At 35.8% G+C, this 22,489-nt stretch carries 19 protein-coding genes and 1 pseudogene; all 20 read right to left on the minus strand.

Translation table 11 applies throughout. The annotated features are described in order from the left end of the window. Window positions 1–65: 65 nt before the first annotated feature. Window positions 66–4,040: a prealbumin-like fold domain-containing protein gene (locus tag J9537_RS11990; RefSeq protein WP_010745521.1), complete on the minus strand. Its 3,975-nt coding sequence runs from the start codon at window positions 4,038–4,040 to the stop codon at window positions 66–68. Between the two features lie 54 nt (window positions 4,041–4,094). Beyond that, window positions 4,095–4,913: a class C sortase gene (locus J9537_RS11995; RefSeq protein ID WP_010745520.1), complete on the minus strand. Its 819-nt coding sequence runs from the start codon at window positions 4,911–4,913 to the stop codon at window positions 4,095–4,097. Between the two features lie 146 nt (window positions 4,914–5,059). After that, window positions 5,060–6,697, minus strand: a complete 1,638-nt coding sequence (locus J9537_RS12000) for a SpaH/EbpB family LPXTG-anchored major pilin (RefSeq protein ID WP_010745519.1) — start codon at window positions 6,695–6,697, stop codon at window positions 5,060–5,062. 734 nt (window positions 6,698–7,431) lie between these two features. Further along, window positions 7,432–8,148: pseudogene (locus tag J9537_RS12005) on the minus strand (sugar transferase). A 121-nt stretch (window positions 8,149–8,269) separates the two neighbouring features. Beyond that, window positions 8,270–9,061: a YveK family protein gene (locus tag J9537_RS12010; RefSeq protein WP_028020516.1), complete on the minus strand. Its 792-nt coding sequence runs from the start codon at window positions 9,059–9,061 to the stop codon at window positions 8,270–8,272. Between the two features lie 12 nt (window positions 9,062–9,073). Continuing rightward, window positions 9,074–9,919, minus strand: a complete 846-nt coding sequence (locus tag J9537_RS12015) for a hypothetical protein (RefSeq protein ID WP_010745515.1) — start codon at window positions 9,917–9,919, stop codon at window positions 9,074–9,076. A 14-nt stretch (window positions 9,920–9,933) separates the two neighbouring features. Continuing rightward, the gene (locus tag J9537_RS12020) at window positions 9,934–10,617 is read right to left on the minus strand and encodes a class D sortase (RefSeq protein WP_010745514.1); all 684 of its coding nucleotides are present in this window, start codon (window positions 10,615–10,617) and stop codon (window positions 9,934–9,936) included. A gap of 649 nt (window positions 10,618–11,266) precedes the next feature. Next, the gene (locus J9537_RS12025) at window positions 11,267–11,830 is read right to left on the minus strand and encodes a VanZ family protein (protein WP_010745513.1); all 564 of its coding nucleotides are present in this window, start codon (window positions 11,828–11,830) and stop codon (window positions 11,267–11,269) included. 132 nt (window positions 11,831–11,962) lie between these two features. Next, window positions 11,963–12,898: an LCP family glycopolymer transferase gene (locus tag J9537_RS12030; protein ID WP_028020519.1), complete on the minus strand. Its 936-nt coding sequence runs from the start codon at window positions 12,896–12,898 to the stop codon at window positions 11,963–11,965. Window positions 12,899–13,256: 358 nt separating this feature from the next. Further along, a complete protein-coding gene (locus J9537_RS20795; RefSeq protein ID WP_010745511.1) occupies window positions 13,257–13,748 on the minus strand; it encodes a DapH/DapD/GlmU-related protein in 492 nt (163 codons plus the stop codon). Continuing rightward, complete coding sequence (locus J9537_RS12040) at window positions 13,749–15,170, minus strand: oligosaccharide flippase family protein (protein ID WP_010745510.1); 1,422 nt, start codon at window positions 15,168–15,170, stop codon at window positions 13,749–13,751. Between the two features lie 171 nt (window positions 15,171–15,341). Next, window positions 15,342–16,541, minus strand: a complete 1,200-nt coding sequence (locus J9537_RS12045; protein ID WP_010745509.1) for a hypothetical protein — start codon at window positions 16,539–16,541, stop codon at window positions 15,342–15,344. Between the two features lie 17 nt (window positions 16,542–16,558). Continuing rightward, entirely contained in the window at window positions 16,559–17,581 is a 1,023-nt protein-coding gene (locus J9537_RS12050) for a nitroreductase family protein (RefSeq protein WP_010745508.1), read from the minus strand. Beyond that, window positions 17,574–18,674 (minus strand): polysaccharide pyruvyl transferase family protein, encoded by a 1,101-nt coding sequence (locus tag J9537_RS12055; RefSeq protein ID WP_010745507.1) that lies wholly within the window; start codon window positions 18,672–18,674, stop codon window positions 17,574–17,576. Before J9537_RS12055 ends, J9537_RS12050 begins: the two co-directional genes overlap by 8 nt. Further along, window positions 18,671–19,432, minus strand: a complete 762-nt coding sequence (locus J9537_RS12060) for a glycosyltransferase family 32 protein (protein WP_010745506.1) — start codon at window positions 19,430–19,432, stop codon at window positions 18,671–18,673. Before J9537_RS12060 ends, J9537_RS12055 begins: the two co-directional genes overlap by 4 nt. Continuing rightward, window positions 19,429–19,998: a serine acetyltransferase gene (locus J9537_RS12065; protein WP_010745505.1), complete on the minus strand. Its 570-nt coding sequence runs from the start codon at window positions 19,996–19,998 to the stop codon at window positions 19,429–19,431. Before J9537_RS12065 ends, J9537_RS12060 begins: the two co-directional genes overlap by 4 nt. Window positions 19,999–20,011: 13 nt before the next feature. Next, complete coding sequence (locus J9537_RS12070; protein ID WP_010745504.1) at window positions 20,012–20,506, minus strand: glycosyltransferase; 495 nt, start codon at window positions 20,504–20,506, stop codon at window positions 20,012–20,014. After that, window positions 20,506–20,955 (minus strand): PssD/Cps14F family polysaccharide biosynthesis glycosyltransferase, encoded by a 450-nt coding sequence (pssD, locus tag J9537_RS12075; RefSeq protein ID WP_010745503.1) that lies wholly within the window; start codon window positions 20,953–20,955, stop codon window positions 20,506–20,508. Before pssD ends, J9537_RS12070 begins: the two co-directional genes overlap by 1 nt. Window positions 20,956–20,973: 18 nt before the next feature. Continuing rightward, the gene (locus J9537_RS12080; protein ID WP_010745502.1) at window positions 20,974–21,690 is read right to left on the minus strand and encodes a sugar transferase; all 717 of its coding nucleotides are present in this window, start codon (window positions 21,688–21,690) and stop codon (window positions 20,974–20,976) included. Window positions 21,691–21,735: 45 nt separating this feature from the next. Next, window positions 21,736–22,479, minus strand: a complete 744-nt coding sequence (locus tag J9537_RS12085; RefSeq protein WP_010745501.1) for a tyrosine-protein phosphatase — start codon at window positions 22,477–22,479, stop codon at window positions 21,736–21,738. Window positions 22,480–22,489 lie beyond the last annotated feature (10 nt).

Raw genomic sequence — 22,489 nt, forward strand, 5'->3', positions numbered from 1 at the left:
GCACCTCACTTACTAATTGTAAGTTAACATGAATACGTGCATAGAACAATTTTTTTGTTCGGAGCTTAGTTTTTCTCTGGTCTGCTTTCCCTAACTAAAATAGCAAAACCGATCAAGATTACACCAAGTATGACAGAAAAAATCATTCCGAACGATCCAGAGGAAGGTAGTTTGTATTTCCTCATATTTGGCAAATGGTAGACACCATCCTTTTCATAAAAAGCTGGCGGCAGCGGATCTCCACGAGCCTGTATCTTAATTCGTTGATCAGGATCTGCATGCAATGGATCAATCGTTAAAATCCACTGTCCTGCAGGTAACTGATAACCAGACGCTGCTTTAGTTTCTACTAATAAATAAGTCCCAGCAGCTAAATCAAAGCTTACTTTTCCTTTATTGGTACCAGCAGCGTTACTTATCGCACTTTTGAATGGCTCGCTCATATTCCAATAAGTATTAGCTGCGTTTGGATCATCATTGGTACCGATCTCCAGCACTTCATTTTCTTTACCCGCATAAAGGTCAAATTCTACTTCACCTAAAGGGTCTCCTTGCTCATTTTCCTTAATAAAAGAAAACTCTTGCTTGATCTCTTTGTTCAATAAAATTGCAGATCCGATCGAATTTTCTTCTGCATCAGGTTGCACTATTCCTGAATCGTCATTTGATCCTTGAACATAAGACACCTGATGATTCACAATCCCCTCTGAAGTACTAGACGTCCATAAAATCCAATAGCCGGTCGGCACGGCAAAACTCGGATAGGAACTGATTTCTTTTAACGCATAAGTTTTCACTGCAGTAAGATCATGATCAATGATTTTCCCATCAGCATCCGTTTGAACAGTTCCCAATGATTTCCAAATCGTCGGATCGTCTAAATGCCCATCCTCAGGCTTCCTACCCTCTGTCCAATTCCCATCATCGATGTACTCATAAAATTCGAATTTTACTTGTTTCTTAGCATCAGAGGACATCATATTTTTATCCTGATCTGCCTTGTAGACTTTCATGTTTCCTTTAGATGTTTTGTTCTTAAGAGAAACTCTTTGACTCTTATCTTCTTGCGTATCATTAATACAGCCTGGGTTATTTGCCCCCATATTATTGCACCATGAGAAGGTTCCTTTTGGCGAACTGTTATCAGCACCAGTTCCGGTCCAAATAAACCACCAAGCATCTTCTACGCTAGGTGCTTCGTAATTAGGATACGTATTTTCAGCCTCTACAACTGCAAATGTTTTTGCATTTCCTATCACGCCATTATCTGTTAAATCAATTTTAGCTCGGATTCGTCCTTGTGAATCTGTCTTAATTGGTTGCTGTAAAGCGTTCCCTTGGTTATCTGTTTCGACCAATTTCCAATAATCATTAGAGGTTCCTTTTTCGGGTTCCACACCAGCATCAGTTGGACTTTTTCCTTCTGAATTCCCCCAATCGAACTCATAAATATAAAAGGATACCTCATGCTCCAAAGCATTTCCTTGTGCATCATAAGAAGGCATCGGTTTATCAGCCATATCTAGTTTTGTAATCGTAAAAGGAATCGAATCGTCATCTGGTACATAGTAAAAACGTAGTACTAATTGACCATTTTCTTTGTAACTTAAATTCGGATCAGTGATAGCAGTTATCGTTCCACTATCTTTCTCAAGTTCCGTAATCTTTTTATAGGAATAGCCTGTTAGGTTATTTCGAGGCTTTCCTGTAAAGATCGATCCAATCGGCTTACGTATTTCGCCTGTTTCATTTTCAACGAAGTTCAGCTCAAAATCTTCCTGATTCGTACTACTCGCTGATTTTCCATCTTTCAAGAAATAATGCTCGATAGCATATGGGGCAGAAGCGATTGGAATATTTTCTATCACTACGGGATCGTTCGTTGTCTGACCATCCACTACTATTTCCTTGGATACGATTCTATTTTCCGAAGTATTCCAATCGCTTGACTTTGTCTGATCATAGCCCTCTGGATAGATATTGTTTTCGCCATTTTTTTCAACAAAACGATAGGTTCCATTATCTAGACCGGAAACTTGAATGACTCCTTGAACTTTCTCGCCTTCACTAGTAGTAAACTGTTTAGTTTCATGCGTTGATAACGTATTCCAATTAAGACCACTCTTCTTCTGAAGCTCAAATTCAACGTTGTTCATCTCCTCCAGTGTAGCGCCATCATACTTAATCAACGCGATTGTATCAGTATTGATTGCGATCTTTCCGTAAGGGTTGGTCATATTTCCTTCACCTGTCAGTTGATTCGGTGGATTAAAATTAGGATTTTCTTGTTGTTTCGCATTCGAATAGTAAGCCAGTGCCGTATTTGTCTTAGTCTCTCCCAGCGTCTCATCAATCGGATAATTGAGTTTCATAGAAATATTAAATGAAGACACTTGTCCATTAATCACGTTTCCATCACCATAGGCTAAAGTATAATAATCCTCCAGTATTTCCCGATAAGATTCTGGATAAAACCCATGTTTGATACTGTTACTTGCAGCCTCTACCGCAAATTGCGTAATTTTGACTTCTTCCGCTCCTAAAACACTTCCAGCTTTTCTCGTAATAGTTCGCTCTGGAACGGCATATTTCTGATCCGTTAGATCACTATATTTTTTTTGAACACCATTTTCTTTATGAATATCTCCAATATTAATACAGATAGTTCGCCTAGCCGTCTTCCCAGTGCCTTCTGTATAGATGCCATATTGTTGAGGATGTGCTTTTACTCGTTCACGGAATGCTGCCAATGTTTCGTCATCCTTTTGAACTAAAACTTTATAAGAGTTTTCTTGTTTAGGGAATTTTATTTCTTGGTTCGATCCCGCTGTTCGATAGACTGGTCCATTACCATAGTCGGCAAATAGATACGATTCAAATGTAGCCACATCTCTGTTAATTAATCCTCCGGTCTGCATTTCAAGATTCTCCTCAGATAGACCAATTGGTGACTGAACAAGGGCAGAAAGACTGATGCTAGAAACAACGACACCAGGATCTAGAGTATCCTCTAAATAAATGTCATCTAATTCAGTAAGGTTCTCCCCCCAACGATATCCATGATAATCCCCATCAAGATAAAATCCTGTCTTTTGATTAGCATCATAATCAACAACGTCGCCAGACAATTCATTTAAAGTCATTCGACCGATTCCTATATCAAAGGTCAATGTGTTGCTTCCTTTTTGAGCATTGTATTTATAATCATCGCCTTCAGAGTATTCCTCTTTAGCTTGTTCAAATTTGATTCGTTGTATTTTATTTCCAAAGGTAACCTCTTGGATACCGCCTTTTAAGGTCATATTTTTTAATGACTTCTCAGGAATATTGAACTGAATTCCTGTAATTTGATTGATTTCTTTCCCGGTAACTTCATCATTAAAAGCTACTTTCATGTAATATTTTCCTCGAGGGGAACCATCATCACGCCAATCTGTCCACCATTGCCCGATCGTATATTCCACTCCATTGATAGTAGCCTTCAAGTCAGTCTTATGAGTTTCGGTAGTCCCGATTGACCAAAATCCCCACGCTTCGATACCTTCTGAAGCAATCCCTATATTCTCAGGCATATCTATACAGAAATATTCTCCCGCTGTTAAATATTGTCCCTCCATTTTTTTCAAGGACCAGATAAATTGAAAATTATAATCTACTTTGGCGGAAGCAGCCTTCGTAGCTGAAAGAGGATCATCAACCGAATTTTCAAATATCCACCAATCATTAACAGAAACTTCATCAGAGATATCGTTGGAGCTGCGCGGTTCCGTTTGTTTATATCGTTTTGATTGTATTTCTTGTTCTGATGACATCGTCTGCTTTTCTTCAGATGATGAAACACTCGATTTCCCCTCTGTCCTTGAAATCTCTGTAGATTGGCTAACTGATTCAATCGTTTGATCACTTATCTGTTCGCTTGTATTATTTTGTGTAGCTTCTATTGATTGTTGTTCAGCAAATACAGCAGGTGAGATAATTTGAATGATTACTAAAATGATTGCAAAAAGCACCATTACTTTTTTGAATCTACTTTTGTTCATTGCCTTACCCATCCCTTTCTATTATTCTCACCAAGAGACTTTTTTTCACTGCAATTATCCCTTTTTTCTTCTATATAAACTCACCACGATAATCACAATCAGCATGACAACTGACGTAATGACTGCCGCAAGAATCAGTATTTTTTGCTCACTTGTCAGACCATTTTGTTCTGTATCCTTTTGTTGTTTTGAATCATACTTGACTCGAACTCCCCGAACCAATAACCGATGACTATTAACCCCATATGGCGTACAGGTTAATAAAGTGACGTAATCCTTCCCAGACACCGTCTTCAAAGCTTCAGTATGGTTTGGTTCGATTACTTGGATTTGATCGATTTTGTATGCTAACGTTTTTCCTAATACTTTTATATAAAATTTATCGTCCGCTTTTAATTCCACTAAATCAGTAAAAACCTTTGCATTTGCTAAACCTGTATGCCCCGTAATGACCGCATGACGTCCTTTACCACCAATCGGAAGTGTTGAACCTTCCAAGTGACCAGGAGCCTTTTTCAAAACGTCTTCGCTCGTTCCATGATAGACCGGCAGCTTAACATTGATCTTTGGAATCTCCACACTTGCCATCACACCGTCAACATTTAGCACGTGGTAGTAATTTTTGGGCATCACGATCCCAGAACCTGGGACAAAGGGGTCATGTACCGGTGAGCCAGTCAAATTTTCATTATATTCTTCTGCTTCCTGCCGTAATTTCTTCAGCCGGTCTTTGTCCATCGCCTGAATCTTTTTCTCATAAGTATCCGTTGTATATGAACTATTTCTGTCTGAAAGGTATTTACTTATGGAGGGATAACCTAAGGCCAATAATCCTGCGACTAACAACAGGATACTCAAGATTTTTTTTGCCATCTTTTTCCTCCCAACTTCATTTCAGAGAAAAACAACTTATTATATTTAGTAAGTTGCTTTTCTTTAAGATGAAAGTCTTATTGCACAAAAAATATTCCTATTTTCAAAAGAGTGTGGGGAAGATTCCTTCCCCACAACACTTGTTTTTATGAACGACGTTTTTTTGGCAAGAACATCAAGATCGCTAAGCCGATCAAAATAATTCCAACGATGGTCAAAACAATCATGCCCAAACTACCAGTGTTCGGTAATTTGAATCCATGAGAGTTAACTATTTTCTTTGTTACGATATGTTCCGAGTTTTCTTCTTCAAAATTAACCTCAACTGGAGCATCTAACAGGTTATAGCCTTCAGGTGTTTTCGTTTCTACTACATAATATTTCAATGCTTCTTTCTTATCATCGGTTCCAGTATGTGTCTGCAGGGCCTGAAATTTATTAGCATAAAACGTACTCGTATCATTATCTACCCCAAGTTCTCCAGCATCAGCATGTGGACGAATGATCCAGTTCAAAGCAGTATTATAATCAGCATCACCTGGATAAACTATGTCTGTGATTTTGTCATTACTGTCTACTTTGACTTTGATGTACTTATTTCCATTTTCCGCATCTTCTTTAGTTGCAGCAATTTGAAATTCAGCATCTTTCAAATCAGCCCCTGATTGATCTTCCTTATCAATTTCTACATCACCAGTATTTGTTTCTGTTTCAGTGGTAGGTGTTTTTTCTGTTTCATCTCCAGGAGTATTGTTCCATTCAATCTCCCCCTGGTTCTTAACAGTATAATTAGGCTTAGATAGTACGTTCTCATTGACATTTGCACTAAATTCAATTCCAACGTGAGTATAATTTCCGCCGGTCTGAGTCATCAAGCGAGCCAATTCAGCTCTTCCAGCTTCTGTAAACTCGACAGAAACCGTATTGGTTCCGGCAGTAAAAACGGCATTAACCCCTGTAGTAACCTCAACCTTTTCCCAGATATTATTAACAAACTTATAAGCGTAAACTTTAGTACTATTCGTTAAGTAAGTCAGGGCTTCATCAAGCTTATCGTTGATGTTAAAAACTTTATATTCTGAATCACCAATATCACTAGGAATCGCAACTTTAATCCCAAAATCTAATTTATCTCCAATATTTACAGAATTTCCACTTCCATTATTCACAGTTTTTTCGGGTGTCATTCCCTGATTTTTTGGATAAACATGTATATCTTTGAACCAGCCATCACCATTAGGATTGGTCATTGGAACAGAAACAATAAACGGTTTCGCAGGAGTTGCTATTTTTACTGTTTCTCCATTAACAGTTGGATTGGACATCGCCAAATCTTCTTCCACATAATAAAACCCTTCTAAACCTTCAAATTTATATACACCTGTTGAATCAGTCGTTCCTGTTTGTTTTGTCCCCATTGTATATTTATATGTGTTTCCTTTAAATGTTATTGTCAGTTCTGTTCTGGCACTGTTAACTTCATAAACAGCCCCATCTTTTTCTGATGGAGGAGTTAGTTCTTCGTTACCAGCAATAGGTGTTAATTCATAAATATTGAAAACAACACCTTCAACTGGTGAATTATTTACTGTCTGTTCTTTCCCATTTCCTTCACTACCGATTTGGCTATTGTCTTCTGCCCAGTGTTTGTGGATCGTTAAAGTTCCACTCCCATTTATATCGGGTCTGATAGCATCATTGGCGGCGACTATTGGTGCCCCTCCTGCGATTATTGAAAATACAATAAATAATAATGTCACAATTCGATGAACTCTTTTTCTCATCTTCTTTCCCCTTTTCATAAGTAATTTATTTTCGATTTTGCAAAGTTTCCTCAAAAAAGTCATAGTACAAAAATCAAATACAACCACGTTAAACTTTAATGGATGAACTCTAGTCGTTTCGCTATCATTCGAAATCTGCATTTCTTTTCAAAAAATAGTCGCAAACAAACTATTTTTTATCTCATTTCTACACTAAAACTGATGATAGCGACTTCTATATACATACAATTTTTCTAACATCCACACCTCCTTTTTTAACTATTGAATCATTCGAAAAAACACTCTTATCAAAAAAGCAATATAATTCAAATTAGAAGAAAAATGATAACTATAATATAGCTTTTATAATTTAATATTACTATTATTTGATTAAAATTTCAAACAATTTCATATATAAAAATCAAAATAAAAATAATTATAAATATATTTCCGAGGATAAGTTATTAAAATTAATTATAAATCGCTTTTATAATAAAAAAAGCTGAAGATTTTCTCTCCAGTCCTTTATTATGCAATTTGTATCCGCTGATTTTAATCATCTTACTAAGGAAACAGACAATAAATTTCCTATAGTCATCCCATGATCACTATAAAAGAGTTGGCTCAATCTTGAAAGAACAAAAAATAGCACGAAAAATGAGGATCGAGCTCCTTATCTTCTCGTGCTATATCTAAGCTTAAAAAAGTTTTTAATTATTTTATGGACCCTGATAGAGCTTGACTACAAACTGCAGCTAATACGCCCCATCCGGTTTCAGCATGACCTTTATCGTTTTAAGAATCAACGAAAGATCCTGTCTGATGCTTCGAGTCTGTATATACATGAGATCAAATTTCACCATCTCATCGAAGTCGACTTCATTGCGGCCACTAACTTGCCACAGTCCCGAACAGCCCGGCTTCACCAGTAAACGTTGCAGATCAACCTGCGTGTATTCAGCGACTTCTCTTTGCAAGGGCGGTCGCGGCCCTATGAGACTCATGTCTCCTTTGATGACATTGATCAGCTGGGGAAGCTCATCTAAGCTTGTACGACGAATGAATTTGCCGAATTCCGTTATCCTTGGATCTTCCTTAATTTTAAACATCGCTCCTTTGAGCTAATTTTTCTTTAGGAGTCCCGTTAACTGTTCATCTGCATCGACACACATCGAACGGAACTTATACATCGTGAATAGTTTGCCATTCCTTCCTACACGTTTTTGTGCGAAGATCACTGGACAAGCTGGTTCGTCCTTATGTATTTTATAGGCGATCTACAGCATGACCGGGGAAATAAGAATCAGACCGCTGCTAGCTAAAAGTAAATCAAGGATTCTTTTAACAAGCTCATAAGCGGTTTGCTCTTCGATCTTTTCTTTATCTAGCCAGATTCCTTGCGTGTGTTCTTGATCCACATAGATGCCGCTGTTCAAATTACTCATGTGCCAAAAGGTCTTCTCACTTTTCATCCCAAATTCCTCCAACATCCTACATAGTACGAAAAGAAATAAAAAACGATGGTCCACTGTCAAATCACTGAATCTTAAAACTTAGATCCAGCTATTCTTTTCATTTCTCCGATTCAATTTTTTAGACTCGTCTGCGCTTTCGCTGAGGTGGTTGAGTGCCCGTGCCCCAGGTAACTGCACGATCCTCCTGAGCTGTCACGATAATTCTATGCCTTCTAACCCGTTCCTTAGGATGAACCTCAGAAACTTGCCCTAGAACAGGCAGGCCCAAAGCCTCTACGATGTAGCGTTCGTCCTTCACTGTTTTATCCAGCCATTCGATCAAAATGGCCAGACCCATACCAATCATCATGCCTAACACAGTCCCGATTAATAAGTTCAATGTATGATTAGGGAAGACCGACTTAGAAGAGACCGCTGCTTCTGAAGTGATCGTCACCTTATTAACGGCTAGTACTTCCTCTGCTTTTTCCTGAAAAGTTTTTGCTGTTGTGTTCGTGATTAACGCCGCTTTTCGTGGTTCAGGAGAAGTCGCGATAATCTGGAACATTTGCGAGTTCTGTGCCTGTTCTACTTCCAAAATACTTTTTAATTCGCTATTACTGTAAAGAGATTGATAATCATCCTGCAGCTTCTTTTGAACCGCATCAATGACAATATCGCTCCTGATCATATCTTTGTAGGTGTTAATCAACAGAACATTTCCGTTGATATCATTTTGTAGATTCCCACTGCCGCCTTCTTCTTGATCACTTTGCACAATTAGCTGGGCCGCTGAATCGTATTTCGGTGCAATCAAGAAAAAGGTCACACCGGCTGCGAGCCCTAGCCCTGCAATCATCGTCAGGACAATCCACGCGAGTTTTCGTTTCAAAATCTGAAGCATTCCTTCTAAGCTGCTTGTCTCTTCCATCTTTCCCTCCTGCTAGTGAATAGTAAATAGTCTTTTATCACGCATTCTTTCACTGATAATGACTAAAATGATCGCGACTCCGATCACTGCCAATCCAACAAATACGAAACTCAAATCAAAGCTCGTCACATAGGAGGTAACGAAACGATAGAGTCCCTCTGAGGTAATCCCTAGCCGCTGGATCCCCCCACTGAAATAGATAATCGTCGGCAATGTCTCAAGCATCAAGCCTGCGCCAAAAAAGGTAATGCTGCTCCAGCGAACCCTCTGATGCGTCATCTTGATCATCAATTGCAGCCCCGCAAATATTAGTAAAAAGGCCGCCCCCACAACAAACATAATGACATTCAATGAGGATTCAAAGGCCATGACCTTCTGTCCATAGCTCATTAAATAAGGGATCTCAATATACGCCGAAAAATTTTTAGCCGCCGTTTCCGCTAAATTGGTTAAATTCTTTTCGGTCGACTCATCAATCGAGATATTCTTCTCTTGCGCGTATTGATCCACGTTCTTCAAGATATTCTCTTTGATCTGATCCTCCCCCTGAAGCTGAAAGGGGATGTTTTGATAAATGCCGCGAATATAGTTCTCCACATTGATCGTCACTAACTCTTCTGTAACCACATCGCTTAAGACCTCTGGCGGGATATTGCTGCCCCGCCCCACATCCTGAATGCTCTCCGTCACGTCTTTGCGAATCGTTTCAATGTATTTTGCTTGATGCATTTGCTGGATCATAAAGTTTTGATTGAACAAGGTCAGACGAACGCAAAGCAGCGCACCTGCGGCAAAGAGAAGCAGTGAGCCAATAAAAGCTAAAATCCAACGGGGGATGTTCCGTGTCATTTGATTCATTCCAAGCTCACCTCCTACTCATTTTCATTGATCCTTGGGCCAGACTCATATTTTCCACTGACAAACAATCGTTGATCGGTTAAGCCTAAACTATCGATCGGGTAGCACGTATAGAGAATGAGTCGTCGCTCATTCCGCTGATAGATCATACGATCAATCACTGGGTCCTTTTTACCCTTCACTTCTATCTGAGTGACACGATACGTATAATTTCCATAAGTGGTCTGAATCTCGATTCGATCACCCACTGGAACCGTTCCGAGCTTGCCAAAATCATCGACATTATGCCCGCCGATCAGCGAAGTGCCGATCTCCCCAGGATAGACCGAGCCCATGAATTGTCCCGCACCCTTCCGTAAAATCTCTTCACTATCCCCGAAATATAAAGGGACACACAAGCGGACGCTGGCTATCTTTACTTTTCCAAAGATTTGACCGCCCACCGGATACGCGACCTTCGTCGAGGGCAATTCCTTTTTACTATTTACAACGACATTCTTATTATCAATTGGCTCAAAGGACTGCTCCGCCGACTCAAACGTCGGCGTATCCGTTAATAGAAAAAGCTGGATAGAAGACGTCACAAATTGGATGACTGGCTTGCCCACGAGATAGATCAACGAATACCCGCCCATCAAAAAAATAAGCGGCACAATCACCGTAATACTGAGTCTCTTTAACTTCGATGAACTATGCAAAGCATCTACCTCCTATGACGAAGGAATGCAGAATCCACTGTAAACTTGCAAAGAAATTCGCAAGACACACAGACCACTCCCTATTCGATCGACCTATCAAGATACTTTTTTCATCAGAAAGAGTCGCTTCTTTTCCTTGAATCTTCAGCTCAATGATGACGAAATCAATAAATGTACGAATAATTTTTCCCACCAACATTTCCCCTTTGCTAATTATGCATTTCTATATGATAAAAATAATATTTTTGATGATATTAGTATACTTTTCTATCTGCGTAAAAACAATCCGATTTATAAATAATATTTCAAGGTCCTAATAAACAGAAAATGAGAAGAATATAAATGTAAGAAACATCAAATTATTTATGTATTATCAAATACCAAACAATCAGAGTCGTTTTAATAAAAGTCGATAGAATTAATCAGATTTTCCGATTGGTTAACTTTTTAATTATTAAAATAGTTCTCTTATTAACTGATAAAGCAAGCGCTCTCTTTTTGCTGTTTTTTCTATCAATCATTTATAAACTATTGATTGAGTGAATAATCAACTCGCCAAAAGATCAAAATAGCTCTTTTCTATGCACAAGAAACATAAAAAAATGCAGATCCTCATCCAGCTTAGGATGACTGATCTGCATTTACTCAGTTACGCGATTCTCTTTTTTATTTGCAGGCAAAGGAAGTAGCCGATGAGACATCCCGCAAAGTTTGTAAAAATATCCCAAATATCAAACGTGCCAATGTAGAACACATATTGGATCGTCTCGATCCCAAGAATCGTGATCAAGGCGATCACTGCCGCCTCAACCGGCTTTGCCCGTAATCCATACAAGCAGCCAAGAGGGATAAAGTATCCAGTATTCAATATCAACTCGATAATCTGCTGCCCATTGTTCAAGTACAACTCAAAGGGATTCAAATTAAAGGAATGATACGCCTTCGCTTTCGTGAACAGCATGATGAACAATAATAGGATGTAGCCGCTATAAAACAAATACAAATAAATATTCCATAGCTTCCTCTGCTCCCATTGCCAATAAAAGAGCCATAAGCTCAAGAAGATAAACAGCCATAACGCCTCATCCGTATACTCAAACCGCTGCGCCATCGAATCCAGGCGAGGATAATTCTGCAAAGTCGGCATGACCAAATAATAGACCATCCCATAACTCAGCATAAAAGATATGATACCTGCAATGATTTTCTTCATCGAATCCCCTCCTCAGACAACCTTATAGCAAATAATTATAGCGAAACAACTTAAACGATTCATTAAAAAGGCGCCGCCACAAGAAAAGCTTAAAGAAAAAACCAGAGACAACCGCTCTGGTTTTCATCACACCTATTTCAATTGCGCCTTTAATTCCTCTTGAACACGCTTCAGCTCTCCTGGATCAATCCGCTGATAAGAAACGCCATCTTGCATGAAGCCCTCCCCCTTCAGTTGATCCGATTGGATATTGCCAAATGCAGCGCGGTAATCTCCCATCAAGGTTCGCATATCCGTGAAGGTCAGATCCGTCTTTACATTCTGGCCCATCGTTTTCAAAATCGAGGAATAATTCGTTAGCCCCTTCGTACTCAATACTTTCTTCGCAATACCGGTAATAATTTGCCGCTGCCGTCCCTGCCGACCATAATCACCCTCTGGATCATCATAGCGCATCCGAGAATACTTCAGCGCCTCTTCACCATCTAGTTCCTGCTGCCCCTTAGGAAATGTCTTCTTCTCATATGTAAATTCAAACGGATTGTTAACCTCAATCCCACCAACCGCATCGACTAGCGTCTCGATCCCTTGCATGTTGATAGTTATGTAATGATCAATGGGAATATCCAGCAGCTCTGCCACCGTATCCATCGACATCGCCGCGCCGCCAAAAGCATACGCATGATTAATCTTATCCTGCGTCCCATGACCAACGATCTCCGCATAAGTATCCCGAGGCAAACTCACCAGCAACACCTCATCCGATGACGGATTCACCGTCGCCACCATCATCGTATCCGAGCGTCCCTGCTCCGTCCGCCCTAGCGCTCCGGTATCAACACCCAACAGTAAAATACTAAACGGCTCCTGATCCGATAAGCTCACTTGCCGCTTATTCGATGCATCATCCCGATCTACAGACTCATACGCATCATTCGCTGTGGACCGCACGTCATAGTACATCTTCGCTCCGATGCCGACTATGACAAGCAGGAGAGCTAGGAAAATTCCTAGTAGTGAGAGGAGGATTTTTTTAGAGCGACTGGTGGATCTTTTTTGTTTAGACATAAGATCAACTCGCTTTCATTAAAAAACAAAGTGACTGTCAACTTATGGTTCTATTTGTGATAAAGTAGTACATACTGTATTAAAGAATCAATGATTCACAGATATTTTATATATCAACCAGTTATAACTTTAAATTCAATAAACAGTATAGTCATCTTCACCTTAATTAAATAGTATGTAGCATATCTGAACACACTCATACAAATTATATTATAGGATATTTAGCAGACATAAATCTATACAAATATCGATGACCAATATCATCTATCTTTTTCAATAATAAAAACAGAAGGATTCAACAATTAATATTTAATAGAAAATACGAAAAAATTATTTTTCATACTAATCTCTGTATTTTCTATAACTTCCGTATGACACGGGCAGGGTTTCCCGCTACTAAAGTATTCGTATCGACATCTCTTGTAACAACACTTCCTGCGCCAACTATAGAACCTGATTTAATAGTTACTCCTGGTAAAATAATACTACTAGCTCCAATCCAACACCCATTTTCTACTATAATTGGTTTGCATATAGTAGTCCCTTGTCTCCTAGAAGCATCTCCAAAATTATGCGTTACAGTGATGAAACTTACATCAGGACCAATCGCAACCTCATCTCCCAAATAGATGTAACTACATGGATTCTTAGGGTGTAAAAAAAAGTTGCAAAATCGATTGACAAATGTTTTTTTTCCAATCCTCAATTGTTTACCGCCGATAAATTTTATTTGTTTTATATGACAATCTTTTTCAATTGAATCACAATAAATTTGCATTAATTTTTTTCTAAATATATCTGGAAAAAATTCTTGATTCACTATATTCGAATTTAGTAATATTCGAAGCATCTAATCACCCTTTTTCAAATAATCCAGTACAGGATTTGCTTTAGCTATCGTAGTAATTATGAAATATATAGGTATAGAAATAAGAATCTGAATGATATTAGTTGATACCGTTGCATCCATATTTTTAGTAAAAAGACGTGCTACTATGAACATACAAAGTCCTGCAAAAACATATATCATAATTTTTCTGAAATCAAAATTGAAATTCGTCTCTTTTAAAAATGCTCTGGTTCTTACACCTGTAACAAAAAGCTCAGCAAGTATATTAGCAAAAACCACTCCATAAATCCCTAACATAGGTAATAATAGCGCATTAAAAAAAATATTAACACCCGCTCCAATAATTACTGATCTATTAAACTGTCCCACTTTTCCAATGGGAATTAAATATTGTCTTGAGATTGCTAATCCTAGAGGGCAAATAATTATAAGAATGGAAAAAAATGGAATTAACTTATTTATAAAAATGAAATCATAACCAAAAAACCATGGGACAAGTTTGTCATAAACAATTAGCATGCCAAAAAAAATTGCAATTGAGAAAAACAACTGTAAATGGATTGTCCTTTCCATCAATTTAATGATTTTTTTTACGTTTTCTCGAGCAAATAGACTACTCATATGAGGTAGTAAAACTAAATCTAAAGTTGTGATGATTGTTATAAACACTGTGTTCAATTGCAATGAATTAGTATAATATCCTACTGCTGTTGTACCTAAAAATACCCCTACAATAGTTTTGTTCAAATTTGTATATAAAAAGACAGCTACTTGTGGGATAAAATATGCTACTGCTCCTTTGAAATGTGAAAAAGCATCTTTAAAAGTGACTTTAATAAACTTAATATATTTCTTAATATATATCCAAACAAATAGTTGTGATAACATCAACCCCATAGATTGAATAAAGGTGTATTTCAATATATCATGCGAGTTATTAATAAAAATAAGGATACAAAAGAAAGTTAGTAACTGGGTTATCGTGTTAACAATACTTGTTTTTTTAAAATTTTCTATTCCCATAAAAAACCAAGATACATCGAAAGTAACTGCTAAAATGATTAGAGATTGTATTATATAAACTGTTCTGTCTTCGACATTTATAGCCAATACGATAAATATCAAATAGCAAATCATGATTATAAAAGAAACTACTGTCTTGAGAGTTAATATCTCCCAAAATGTTTTAGATACATCCTCATTCCTATTCCATGATAATGATACTGCTCGATTACCATAAATTGTAATACCAAGGCCTGCCGCAAGAGCAAAGTAATTAGCAATAGAATAGCTATAATTATATAATCCGATACCTGATGGCCCTAATACTCTTGACACTATGGGAATCGTTAAAACTGGAACAATTATCTTTACAATTTGAAATAAAGTTTGATAAAAAAAATTCTCTATTATTTTTTTCATATATTTCCCCTCTAATAAAATATAAGATTTTTAGTAATAAAATCTTGTATTTTAAAAAATTGTTTAAAGAGTCGTCAAACCAAATGACTTTTCAAGATTATTTCTATTCGAAGTTAAAAAATAATAGAAAAAGTAATATACTCACTTTTTCAGCTAAGTATATTACTTAGTTTAGTCCAACTTTTCTTTTTCCCATGCTCGAAGCTGATAAGAACGGAAGTTATTGTCCAATTCTTTTTGAGGTTTACATTTTTCAGCAATCATTTGTGCTATCTGGAGTAAAACAATTGATTTCCAAATTGGCATCCATGATGCAGAAACAGCTGAGTTTATAAAGATGACAAACCATATACTGAGAACTACCACTTCTTTATTATTTTTCAAATGTTTAAGAAGCTTACCGATTATGATTACACACATCAAGAAGATTAATATTCCATGTCTCAATAAGATTGTTAAAAAAACATTATCTAGGATAATTCCATTTTCTGGGCCATTTATATTGTAGGATACATTATTTCCAAATAAATTTATTGGATACTCTCTCCATGCAATGGCAAACCATTTAAGTCTTCCTGTAAAAAAATAATCAATTTGTTGTAATATTGGATTAGAAAAAAAGAAAACAGCATCATAGACACTTAATACTATAATCGTAATGCCGGCTATAGACGTAAGATAATATAGTATTTTAGAAATATCAAAAAGCTTTTTCTGAACAATATCGGAAACTAATGTAAAGAAAACTAACAATAATGTGCAATAAAATGAAGCACGCCCATCTGTATATTTCGATATTTCAAATGAAGGAATGAGTAACAAGAGATTCCAAATATGCTTAGGTTTTTCTTTATTTATGTAAATGAAATTCGCCAAAAGTCCTAAATAAAAATTTGACATGTTAGGAGGGATTTTGTAGCCTAAAGAGTGTCGGATAGTTCCATGTTCGAAGGTAGTTACATCTGGTAAAATACCAAATAAGAATCCTACTAGAACTAGTATCATTCCCAATAGTAATCCCCCAAAAATAAATTTACTAAAAGTATTAATATACTTTTCATTATACACTGTAGCAATTATGAGAGAACTATTTAAAACAAGAATCATTGTTTGGCTAATCAAGGATGATACTAAAATTAGACACATAACTAATACTATACTGAAAAAAATTTTAGCTGGAAATTTTTTAGGTATAAAAAGAATAATGGTTGTACAAAAAATCGTAACCATAAGTAGTAATTTAGCAAAACCGAAATTTATATAGTCGTCATATTTACTACTAGATAAAACTTCGAATAATGAATAAAACAATAAAAGTATTGGTAATGTATCAACAACTGATAAGCCTCTATAATTATTTAATTTAAACATTTTATCCTCACAATATCTTAGTCTACGAATTTTAAAGTTTCTTCTAAAGGAATTCTACTAGATTTACATACCAACATTGATTCGTCCATTTGACCAAAAGACATAAATCCAATTATTCTTTCGGTTTCCTCTATGTCAATTATTTTTTTTATTTCTAATTCATCTTTTCTGCTGAGGCATCCATTTAAAATAACGTTTCCTAAAAATTTTTCTTGTAAAGCGTAACTTAGCGCCATCATGAAAAGACCACCGTCTACATATGGAAGACTTCGCGTCTTTGCATTCGGATACGCTGACATCTCCGCTGTAATAATGAAGAGTCCTTGTGGTTTTGTTTGTATTCCATGGTGCCTATCCATAATTTTCAATATCTTTATTTCAGAAAGAACACAATAGGCTTTTATTGGTTGTCTATTACAAGAAGAAGGCGCTAATTTTGCAATATCAACTGCCCATTTAAGATCATTTGGATTAATCGATTTTTTTAAATCATATTCTCTAAGTGAAAATCTACTTTTAGCTATACTCTCAAAAGAACCCACTTTCATTTCCAGTTCCTTTCTTTTAATTAAATTAACACCAGATATAGGTTCATTCTTATTACTATAAAAATCAATATCATTCATAACTTTCCTAGAAAAAATATTTTCAAAGAATGATCTTACTTCTTTTTCATTATTGTGTTTCTTTAAATACTCCGCTAAAACAGATATAGCTGACTGATAAGGAAAATTCTGTTGTCCACTATCATTTCTACATATATTTAATTCATAAGATAAACGTTTTATTTTTTCTCTCCCAAATCCACTTCTGAATTCCTTATTGCTTAACCCCTTCTCTAAAATATGTGTATTCAATAAAACTTCATAATAATTTCTTTTTGAAAGATTTTTTTTACTCAATGCTTTAAGTAATAATGAATTATCTTGTACATTATAGTTTATACTTTCTACTACTTTATATATGTATGATAAAATACTGAAAACAGGAGTTGGTAAAACTCTTCTGAATTTCAGCTTCAAAGTTTCACTATTATTCATAATCTAGCACCTCTTTTAATATATCTATTGACTTCAATCTCCAATCCTCAATATGCTCATTAATCTTTTCATAATCTTTGAAGAAGTCTTTATCATAGTTATTAGAATTTATTATGAGCTTTTCTTTGTCCATTCCAAATATTTCAAAAATAGTTTCCATTCGTGAATTCTTATTTTTAGGATCTAACTCTAGAGAAACAAGTACTGGCTTATTTAAATTTAAAGAAAGAATAAATCCATGGTAACTTCCAGCTATTACAGCTTCTGCATTGCTTATAAGATTAATAAAATCTCTAGGTGAAGCATCATTTATAGTTTCAATACCTCTCTTTGAAAAAGGTCTCATACTGATATATTTTACTTTTAGATTGTTTTCCGCTGCATACTTTTGTGAGAAGTTTAAAATCTCTTTGTCCTTTACAAAGTACAATAAAATATATTTCTCATGCTCAATATTGCTAATATTGCTAATATTTCCAAACTTTTCCCACTCTTCCTTGCTTAACAGAAAAGTCGGGTCTAAAACTACTGAGGCAAACTTAGGACTAATTGTTTCAACTATTTCTTTCCCCGCTAACTCTCGACATGTAATAACTTTAAAATCAGAAAGTAAATTACCTATTTCATCAACATTATTCAAATGTTGATAATTACCTACTCCAAAGCTAGCAGCATATGAGTATTTCTCTACATTTTTTAACGGTAAAAAATAGTTTAAATCCCCATCCGTCAAATTAGTATTCCAAATTTGATCACTTCCTACAATAATTGCATCGAACTCCTCAGAAAGACTTGAAAAGTTGTCTTTACAGTATGAATTAGATGAATACAAAAGATAATCATCTTCAAATTTACGGAAAGATTTTTTTTTATTTCTAGTAGTAAAGGACCTAACTATATAGTAAAGAAGTTTCTTCATTGATAAGTTATCTAATAATTTCGGAAATTCATTTTTTTCAATATTATCGTTATAATATTGAATAATTCGTATATTTAATCCCATACTATTTAAAGTATTATAAAGAGCATATATTTGAAGTTCTGCACCGTAATTTATTGTATTTTGAAATGTTAAAATCCCATATTTTTTCATAAATCCCTCTTTAAACTATTTCTTATTTTTTCGTATATACCTTCTCCAAAAAGAGAATTTACGATTCTTTTAAGATAAACTTTCATTGGTAAAATCATTTTTTTCCACTTTTTAAGTAGAATATTTTCACTATACCAAGTAGCATCATAGTGGTGAATAGAATAAGTATTATTAGTAATCGTTGTTTTTTTAGTTATCATATTATAAGGACAAAAAAATTCAGTAGGATAGATAGTAATATTCCCCGAATCTAAATATTGAATATCTCTGGATTTTTTAAGTCCATATTCTAAGAGCAAATTACTGGTGTATTCTACACAGGTAATGCTATTTTGATGTCCATTCTCGTAGAATGAAGATTTTTCGTAAATATCCATATTTCTTTTTAGTATAGTACTCCCCTTTGTAGCTCCAAAGCCTAGCCCCGTAGCAACTTTTCCAGGTAATTCGCATCCCATAAAACACTTATCCTCACAAAATCTATCAAGACTTTTAATAAGTTCAACATCTGTATCTAGGTAAAATCCTCCATTATTATAAATAATATCTAAACGTGCATAATCAGAGACAAATGCGTATTTCTTTGCTTGATATGCTTCTTTGATAAAAGTAATTTTATTTATATCATAATTAGATTCATCCCATCGAATAATTTCATACTCAGGGCAATTTATTTTCCATGACATAATACATTTCTTTACAGAATCGGGTATTGGCTTATTTCCGAACCAACAATAATGTATTCTTTTTGGTATCAAAGTTCTTCAACTCCAGGTTTTATCTTATTTATAATATATAAATCAGTCGCATTTTCTTTCTTGTGTATTTCCCCAGGATTTCCAATAACAACACTATTGCTAGGTACATCAAAATTTACATAGGCATTTGGAGCTATTAATACATTGTTACCTATCTTGACATCTCCAACTATTGTGGCATTTACTCCAATCCAAACTTCATTTCCAATAATAGGAGCTTTAATATTGTCTTCACCAAAATCACTAGCAGTTTGTCCAATTGTTGCTCCCTTCGCTATTGAACAATTATTGCCAATCTGAGCATAATCATTTATCGTAATACAAAATGCATGACCCATAGAAAATCCAACACCTATGTTATCAGTCTGAAACTCAAGTCCAAATTTTCGCCCATATACTTTTAGAATCAGTTTGAAGAGTCTATTTCTTACTTTTTTTCCTTCTGCTGCTCTTGCGATGTACATATACATAAGTCTACTTTTTGTAAAAATATCAATCTTAGCTTTACTACCTTTAGGAAAAAAACCCCGTACTCTGAAATAGTCATATTTGAATTTGGAGTTCATATTATCTTTCCCCCTAGTTTTTAAGAAGATCAATGAAATCTGTTACAAATTTTACATTATTGCTTGTTACCTTGTATTCATTGATGTTCTTTTTAATATTAATATCAATTTCAAACAAGTATTTTTTTAATTCTAAAATATTTTCCACTAGAAGAATCGGATAGCCTCTTTCTCTAACCTTTCGAGCAAACTCTAATTGATGATTATTTACATGTTCTTCATATTCCAAAAGTCTAGGAACAACAATTGGAATTTTCCCTTGGTTAATGACACTCATAAAAGTTGAAGGACCACCGTGACATACTACCTTATCTGCATCCCTAAAATATCTTTCCATTTCACTATAAGAAAAATATTTTTTGTATTCACAGAAGTGAGGAGTATACGTACAGTATCCAGTTTGCATTATAACCTTATCTTTAATTACCTCTTTTTTAATTAAGCTATCTACTTCTTCAATTAATCTATTAAATTGTTGCTCATGGGTTCCAACAGTTACAAAAATCATTAAAAAATCCCTCCTAAATTTATTGCTTTAGGATAAACTTTTTTCATTTCTTCCCATTGAACAATAAACTTATCTGTTATAGGATATACTAACTTTCCTGTCAAAGTTGGCTTATCTATTCTATCAAAAACTTCAATATAAACTGTTTTTGCTCCAAATAATTTTCCTATATAAAAAAAAGGAACTGCTATAGCTGCACCTGAAGAAATAATTAAATCTGGTCTTTCCTTCTTTAGAATTTTTATTGCGAGAAAAGTATTCTTAAGCAAATTTTTTAAATTTCTATTCGTTGGATAATAACAAGGATACATCTGCTCTTCTTTTAAAATACTTACAGCATCTTCTTTTTGAAATGTGACCCAAAAGCGATCCTCCTTCTCCCAGAACTTTCGTAACAGATATAAATGGGTTAAGTGCCCACCGCTTGAACCAACTAAACATACTTTCATTACTACACTCTTCCCTAATCAATACGCCCCATCCGGCTTAATCATTATTTTTACAGTTTTAATAATCAACGAAATATCATATCGAATACCTCGTTTTTGTATATAGTCAATATCAAACTCGACCATTTCTTCAAAATGAACATCATTTCGCCCGCTTACTTGCCATAATCCAGAACAACCTGGTTTTACTAATAATCGCTGCATATCATACTGTGTATATTCAGCAACTTCTCTCTGCAATGGCGGTCTTGGGCCAATCAGACTCATATCACCTTTGATGACATTGAGTAATTGTGGTAATTCATCTAAGCTCGTTCGACGAATAAACTTACCGAACTCTGTAATTCTTGGATCTTCCTTGATTTTGAACATAGCGCCTCTTAATTCGTTTTTATCAAGCAGCTCTTCTAGTTGTTCTTCGGCGTTTGAACACATCGAACGGAACTTATACATAGTGAATAGCTTTCCGTTTCGTCCAACGCGTTGTTGCTTGAATATGACTGACGCATTTGGGTCTTCTTTATGTATTTTATAGGCAACCCACAATAGGATAGGGGAGATAAAAACGAGCCCTAGGCAGCCTAAAACAAGGTCGATGATTCTTTTGAAGAAATCATAGCCTTTTTGATTGTCTATTTTTTCCTTATCTAGCCAAACCAACTTGGAGTGTCCCTGATTAGGAAAGTTTTTATTATCCAAACCATCCACATCCCCAAAAGTCTTCTCGCTTTTCATAGTTAATCCCCCCACAAACTATTGATAAAGTCTTTGACACATGATTCATTTTATTGCCTGATACTTCGGTCGAGTGACCGGATCCCCATTTACTAGGTCTTTCGCCATTTGCTGCATGGCTTCGACCATTTCTTTTCCACCGATTTTCTCGATTTCTTTGTATGCTTCCTTCATTAAAAAGGTACGATGCCGCAAATTGTGTGCATCGGAAGCGACCATATACAGCATGTTATGCTCTAGCATTTGTCTGGCCGTCTGTTGAATATCGCTACCGAAGATTCCCACGATACTTGGTGCGGTCAGTTGAGTTAGTGTGCCCATTTCAAGAAAAGAAACCAATCGATTCGGTTCTTCTCGAAAGACTGCGTTTCTTTCTGGGTGAACAATGACAGGAACCTGTCCTCTATTAAGTAGCTGGTAGAAGACCTGCTCCGCATAGATGGGCACCTCATTTGTCGGAAATTCAATCAAAAGATAGGTATTATCCAAATCGGTAAACAAGATTTCATCTCGCTGAATTGCCGTTAAGAGGAATTCGGTCAATCTGACTTCCTGTCCTTCAAGCAGCGTTAAGTCTAGTCCGCGCTTATCGAGTTCTCCTTGCAGGTTCGCGACCTCTCGAATGATTTTATCTGCTGGATTGTTATACTTTCCGTTGTTATGATGCGGTGTACACATTAGATGAGTGATGCCTTGACTGATCGCCTTTCGAGCCATTTCAAGACTGTCCTCTAATGTCTGTGCGCCATCATCCACACCTGGCAAGATATGACTGTGTAGATCAATCATTTCGTGATCC

Source organism: Enterococcus raffinosus (assembly GCF_019175485.1).
GTDB lineage: Bacteria > Bacillota > Bacilli > Lactobacillales > Enterococcaceae > Enterococcus_A > Enterococcus_A raffinosus.

Excerpts from the sequence above, each read along its gene's own strand:
- J9537_RS11995 (WP_010745520.1), bottom strand. The coding sequence starts at position 4,913 with ATGGCAAAAAAAATCTTGAGTATCCTGTTGTTAGTCGCAGGATTATTG.
- J9537_RS11990 (WP_010745521.1), bottom strand. The coding sequence starts at position 4,040 with ATGAACAAAAGTAGATTCAAAAAAGTAATGGTGCTTTTTGCAATCATT.
- J9537_RS12085 (WP_010745501.1), bottom strand. The coding sequence starts at position 22,479 with ATGATTGATCTACACAGTCATATCTTGCCAGGTGTGGATGATGGCGCA.
- J9537_RS12015 (WP_010745515.1), bottom strand. The coding sequence starts at position 9,919 with ATGAATCAAATGACACGGAACATCCCCCGTTGGATTTTAGCTTTTATT.
- J9537_RS20795 (WP_010745511.1), bottom strand. The coding sequence starts at position 13,748 with ATGCTTCGAATATTACTAAATTCGAATATAGTGAATCAAGAATTTTTT.
- J9537_RS12045 (WP_010745509.1), bottom strand. The coding sequence starts at position 16,541 with ATGTTTAAATTAAATAATTATAGAGGCTTATCAGTTGTTGATACATTA.
- J9537_RS12080 (WP_010745502.1), bottom strand. The coding sequence starts at position 21,690 with ATGAAAAGCGAGAAGACTTTTGGGGATGTGGATGGTTTGGATAATAAA.
- J9537_RS12065 (WP_010745505.1), bottom strand. The coding sequence starts at position 19,998 with ATGAACTCCAAATTCAAATATGACTATTTCAGAGTACGGGGTTTTTTT.
- J9537_RS12030 (WP_028020519.1), bottom strand. The coding sequence starts at position 12,898 with ATGTCTAAACAAAAAAGATCCACCAGTCGCTCTAAAAAAATCCTCCTC.
- J9537_RS12050 (WP_010745508.1), bottom strand. The coding sequence starts at position 17,581 with ATGAATAATAGTGAAACTTTGAAGCTGAAATTCAGAAGAGTTTTACCA.
- J9537_RS12025 (WP_010745513.1), bottom strand. The coding sequence starts at position 11,830 with ATGAAGAAAATCATTGCAGGTATCATATCTTTTATGCTGAGTTATGGG.
- J9537_RS12040 (WP_010745510.1), bottom strand. The coding sequence starts at position 15,170 with ATGAAAAAAATAATAGAGAATTTTTTTTATCAAACTTTATTTCAAATT.
- J9537_RS12010 (WP_028020516.1), bottom strand. The coding sequence starts at position 9,061 with ATGGAAGAGACAAGCAGCTTAGAAGGAATGCTTCAGATTTTGAAACGA.
- J9537_RS12000 (WP_010745519.1), bottom strand. The coding sequence starts at position 6,697 with ATGAGAAAAAGAGTTCATCGAATTGTGACATTATTATTTATTGTATTT.
- J9537_RS12055 (WP_010745507.1), bottom strand. The coding sequence starts at position 18,674 with ATGAAAAAATATGGGATTTTAACATTTCAAAATACAATAAATTACGGT.
- J9537_RS12070 (WP_010745504.1), bottom strand. The coding sequence starts at position 20,506 with ATGATTTTTGTAACTGTTGGAACCCATGAGCAACAATTTAATAGATTA.
- pssD (WP_010745503.1), bottom strand. The coding sequence starts at position 20,955 with ATGAAAGTATGTTTAGTTGGTTCAAGCGGTGGGCACTTAACCCATTTA.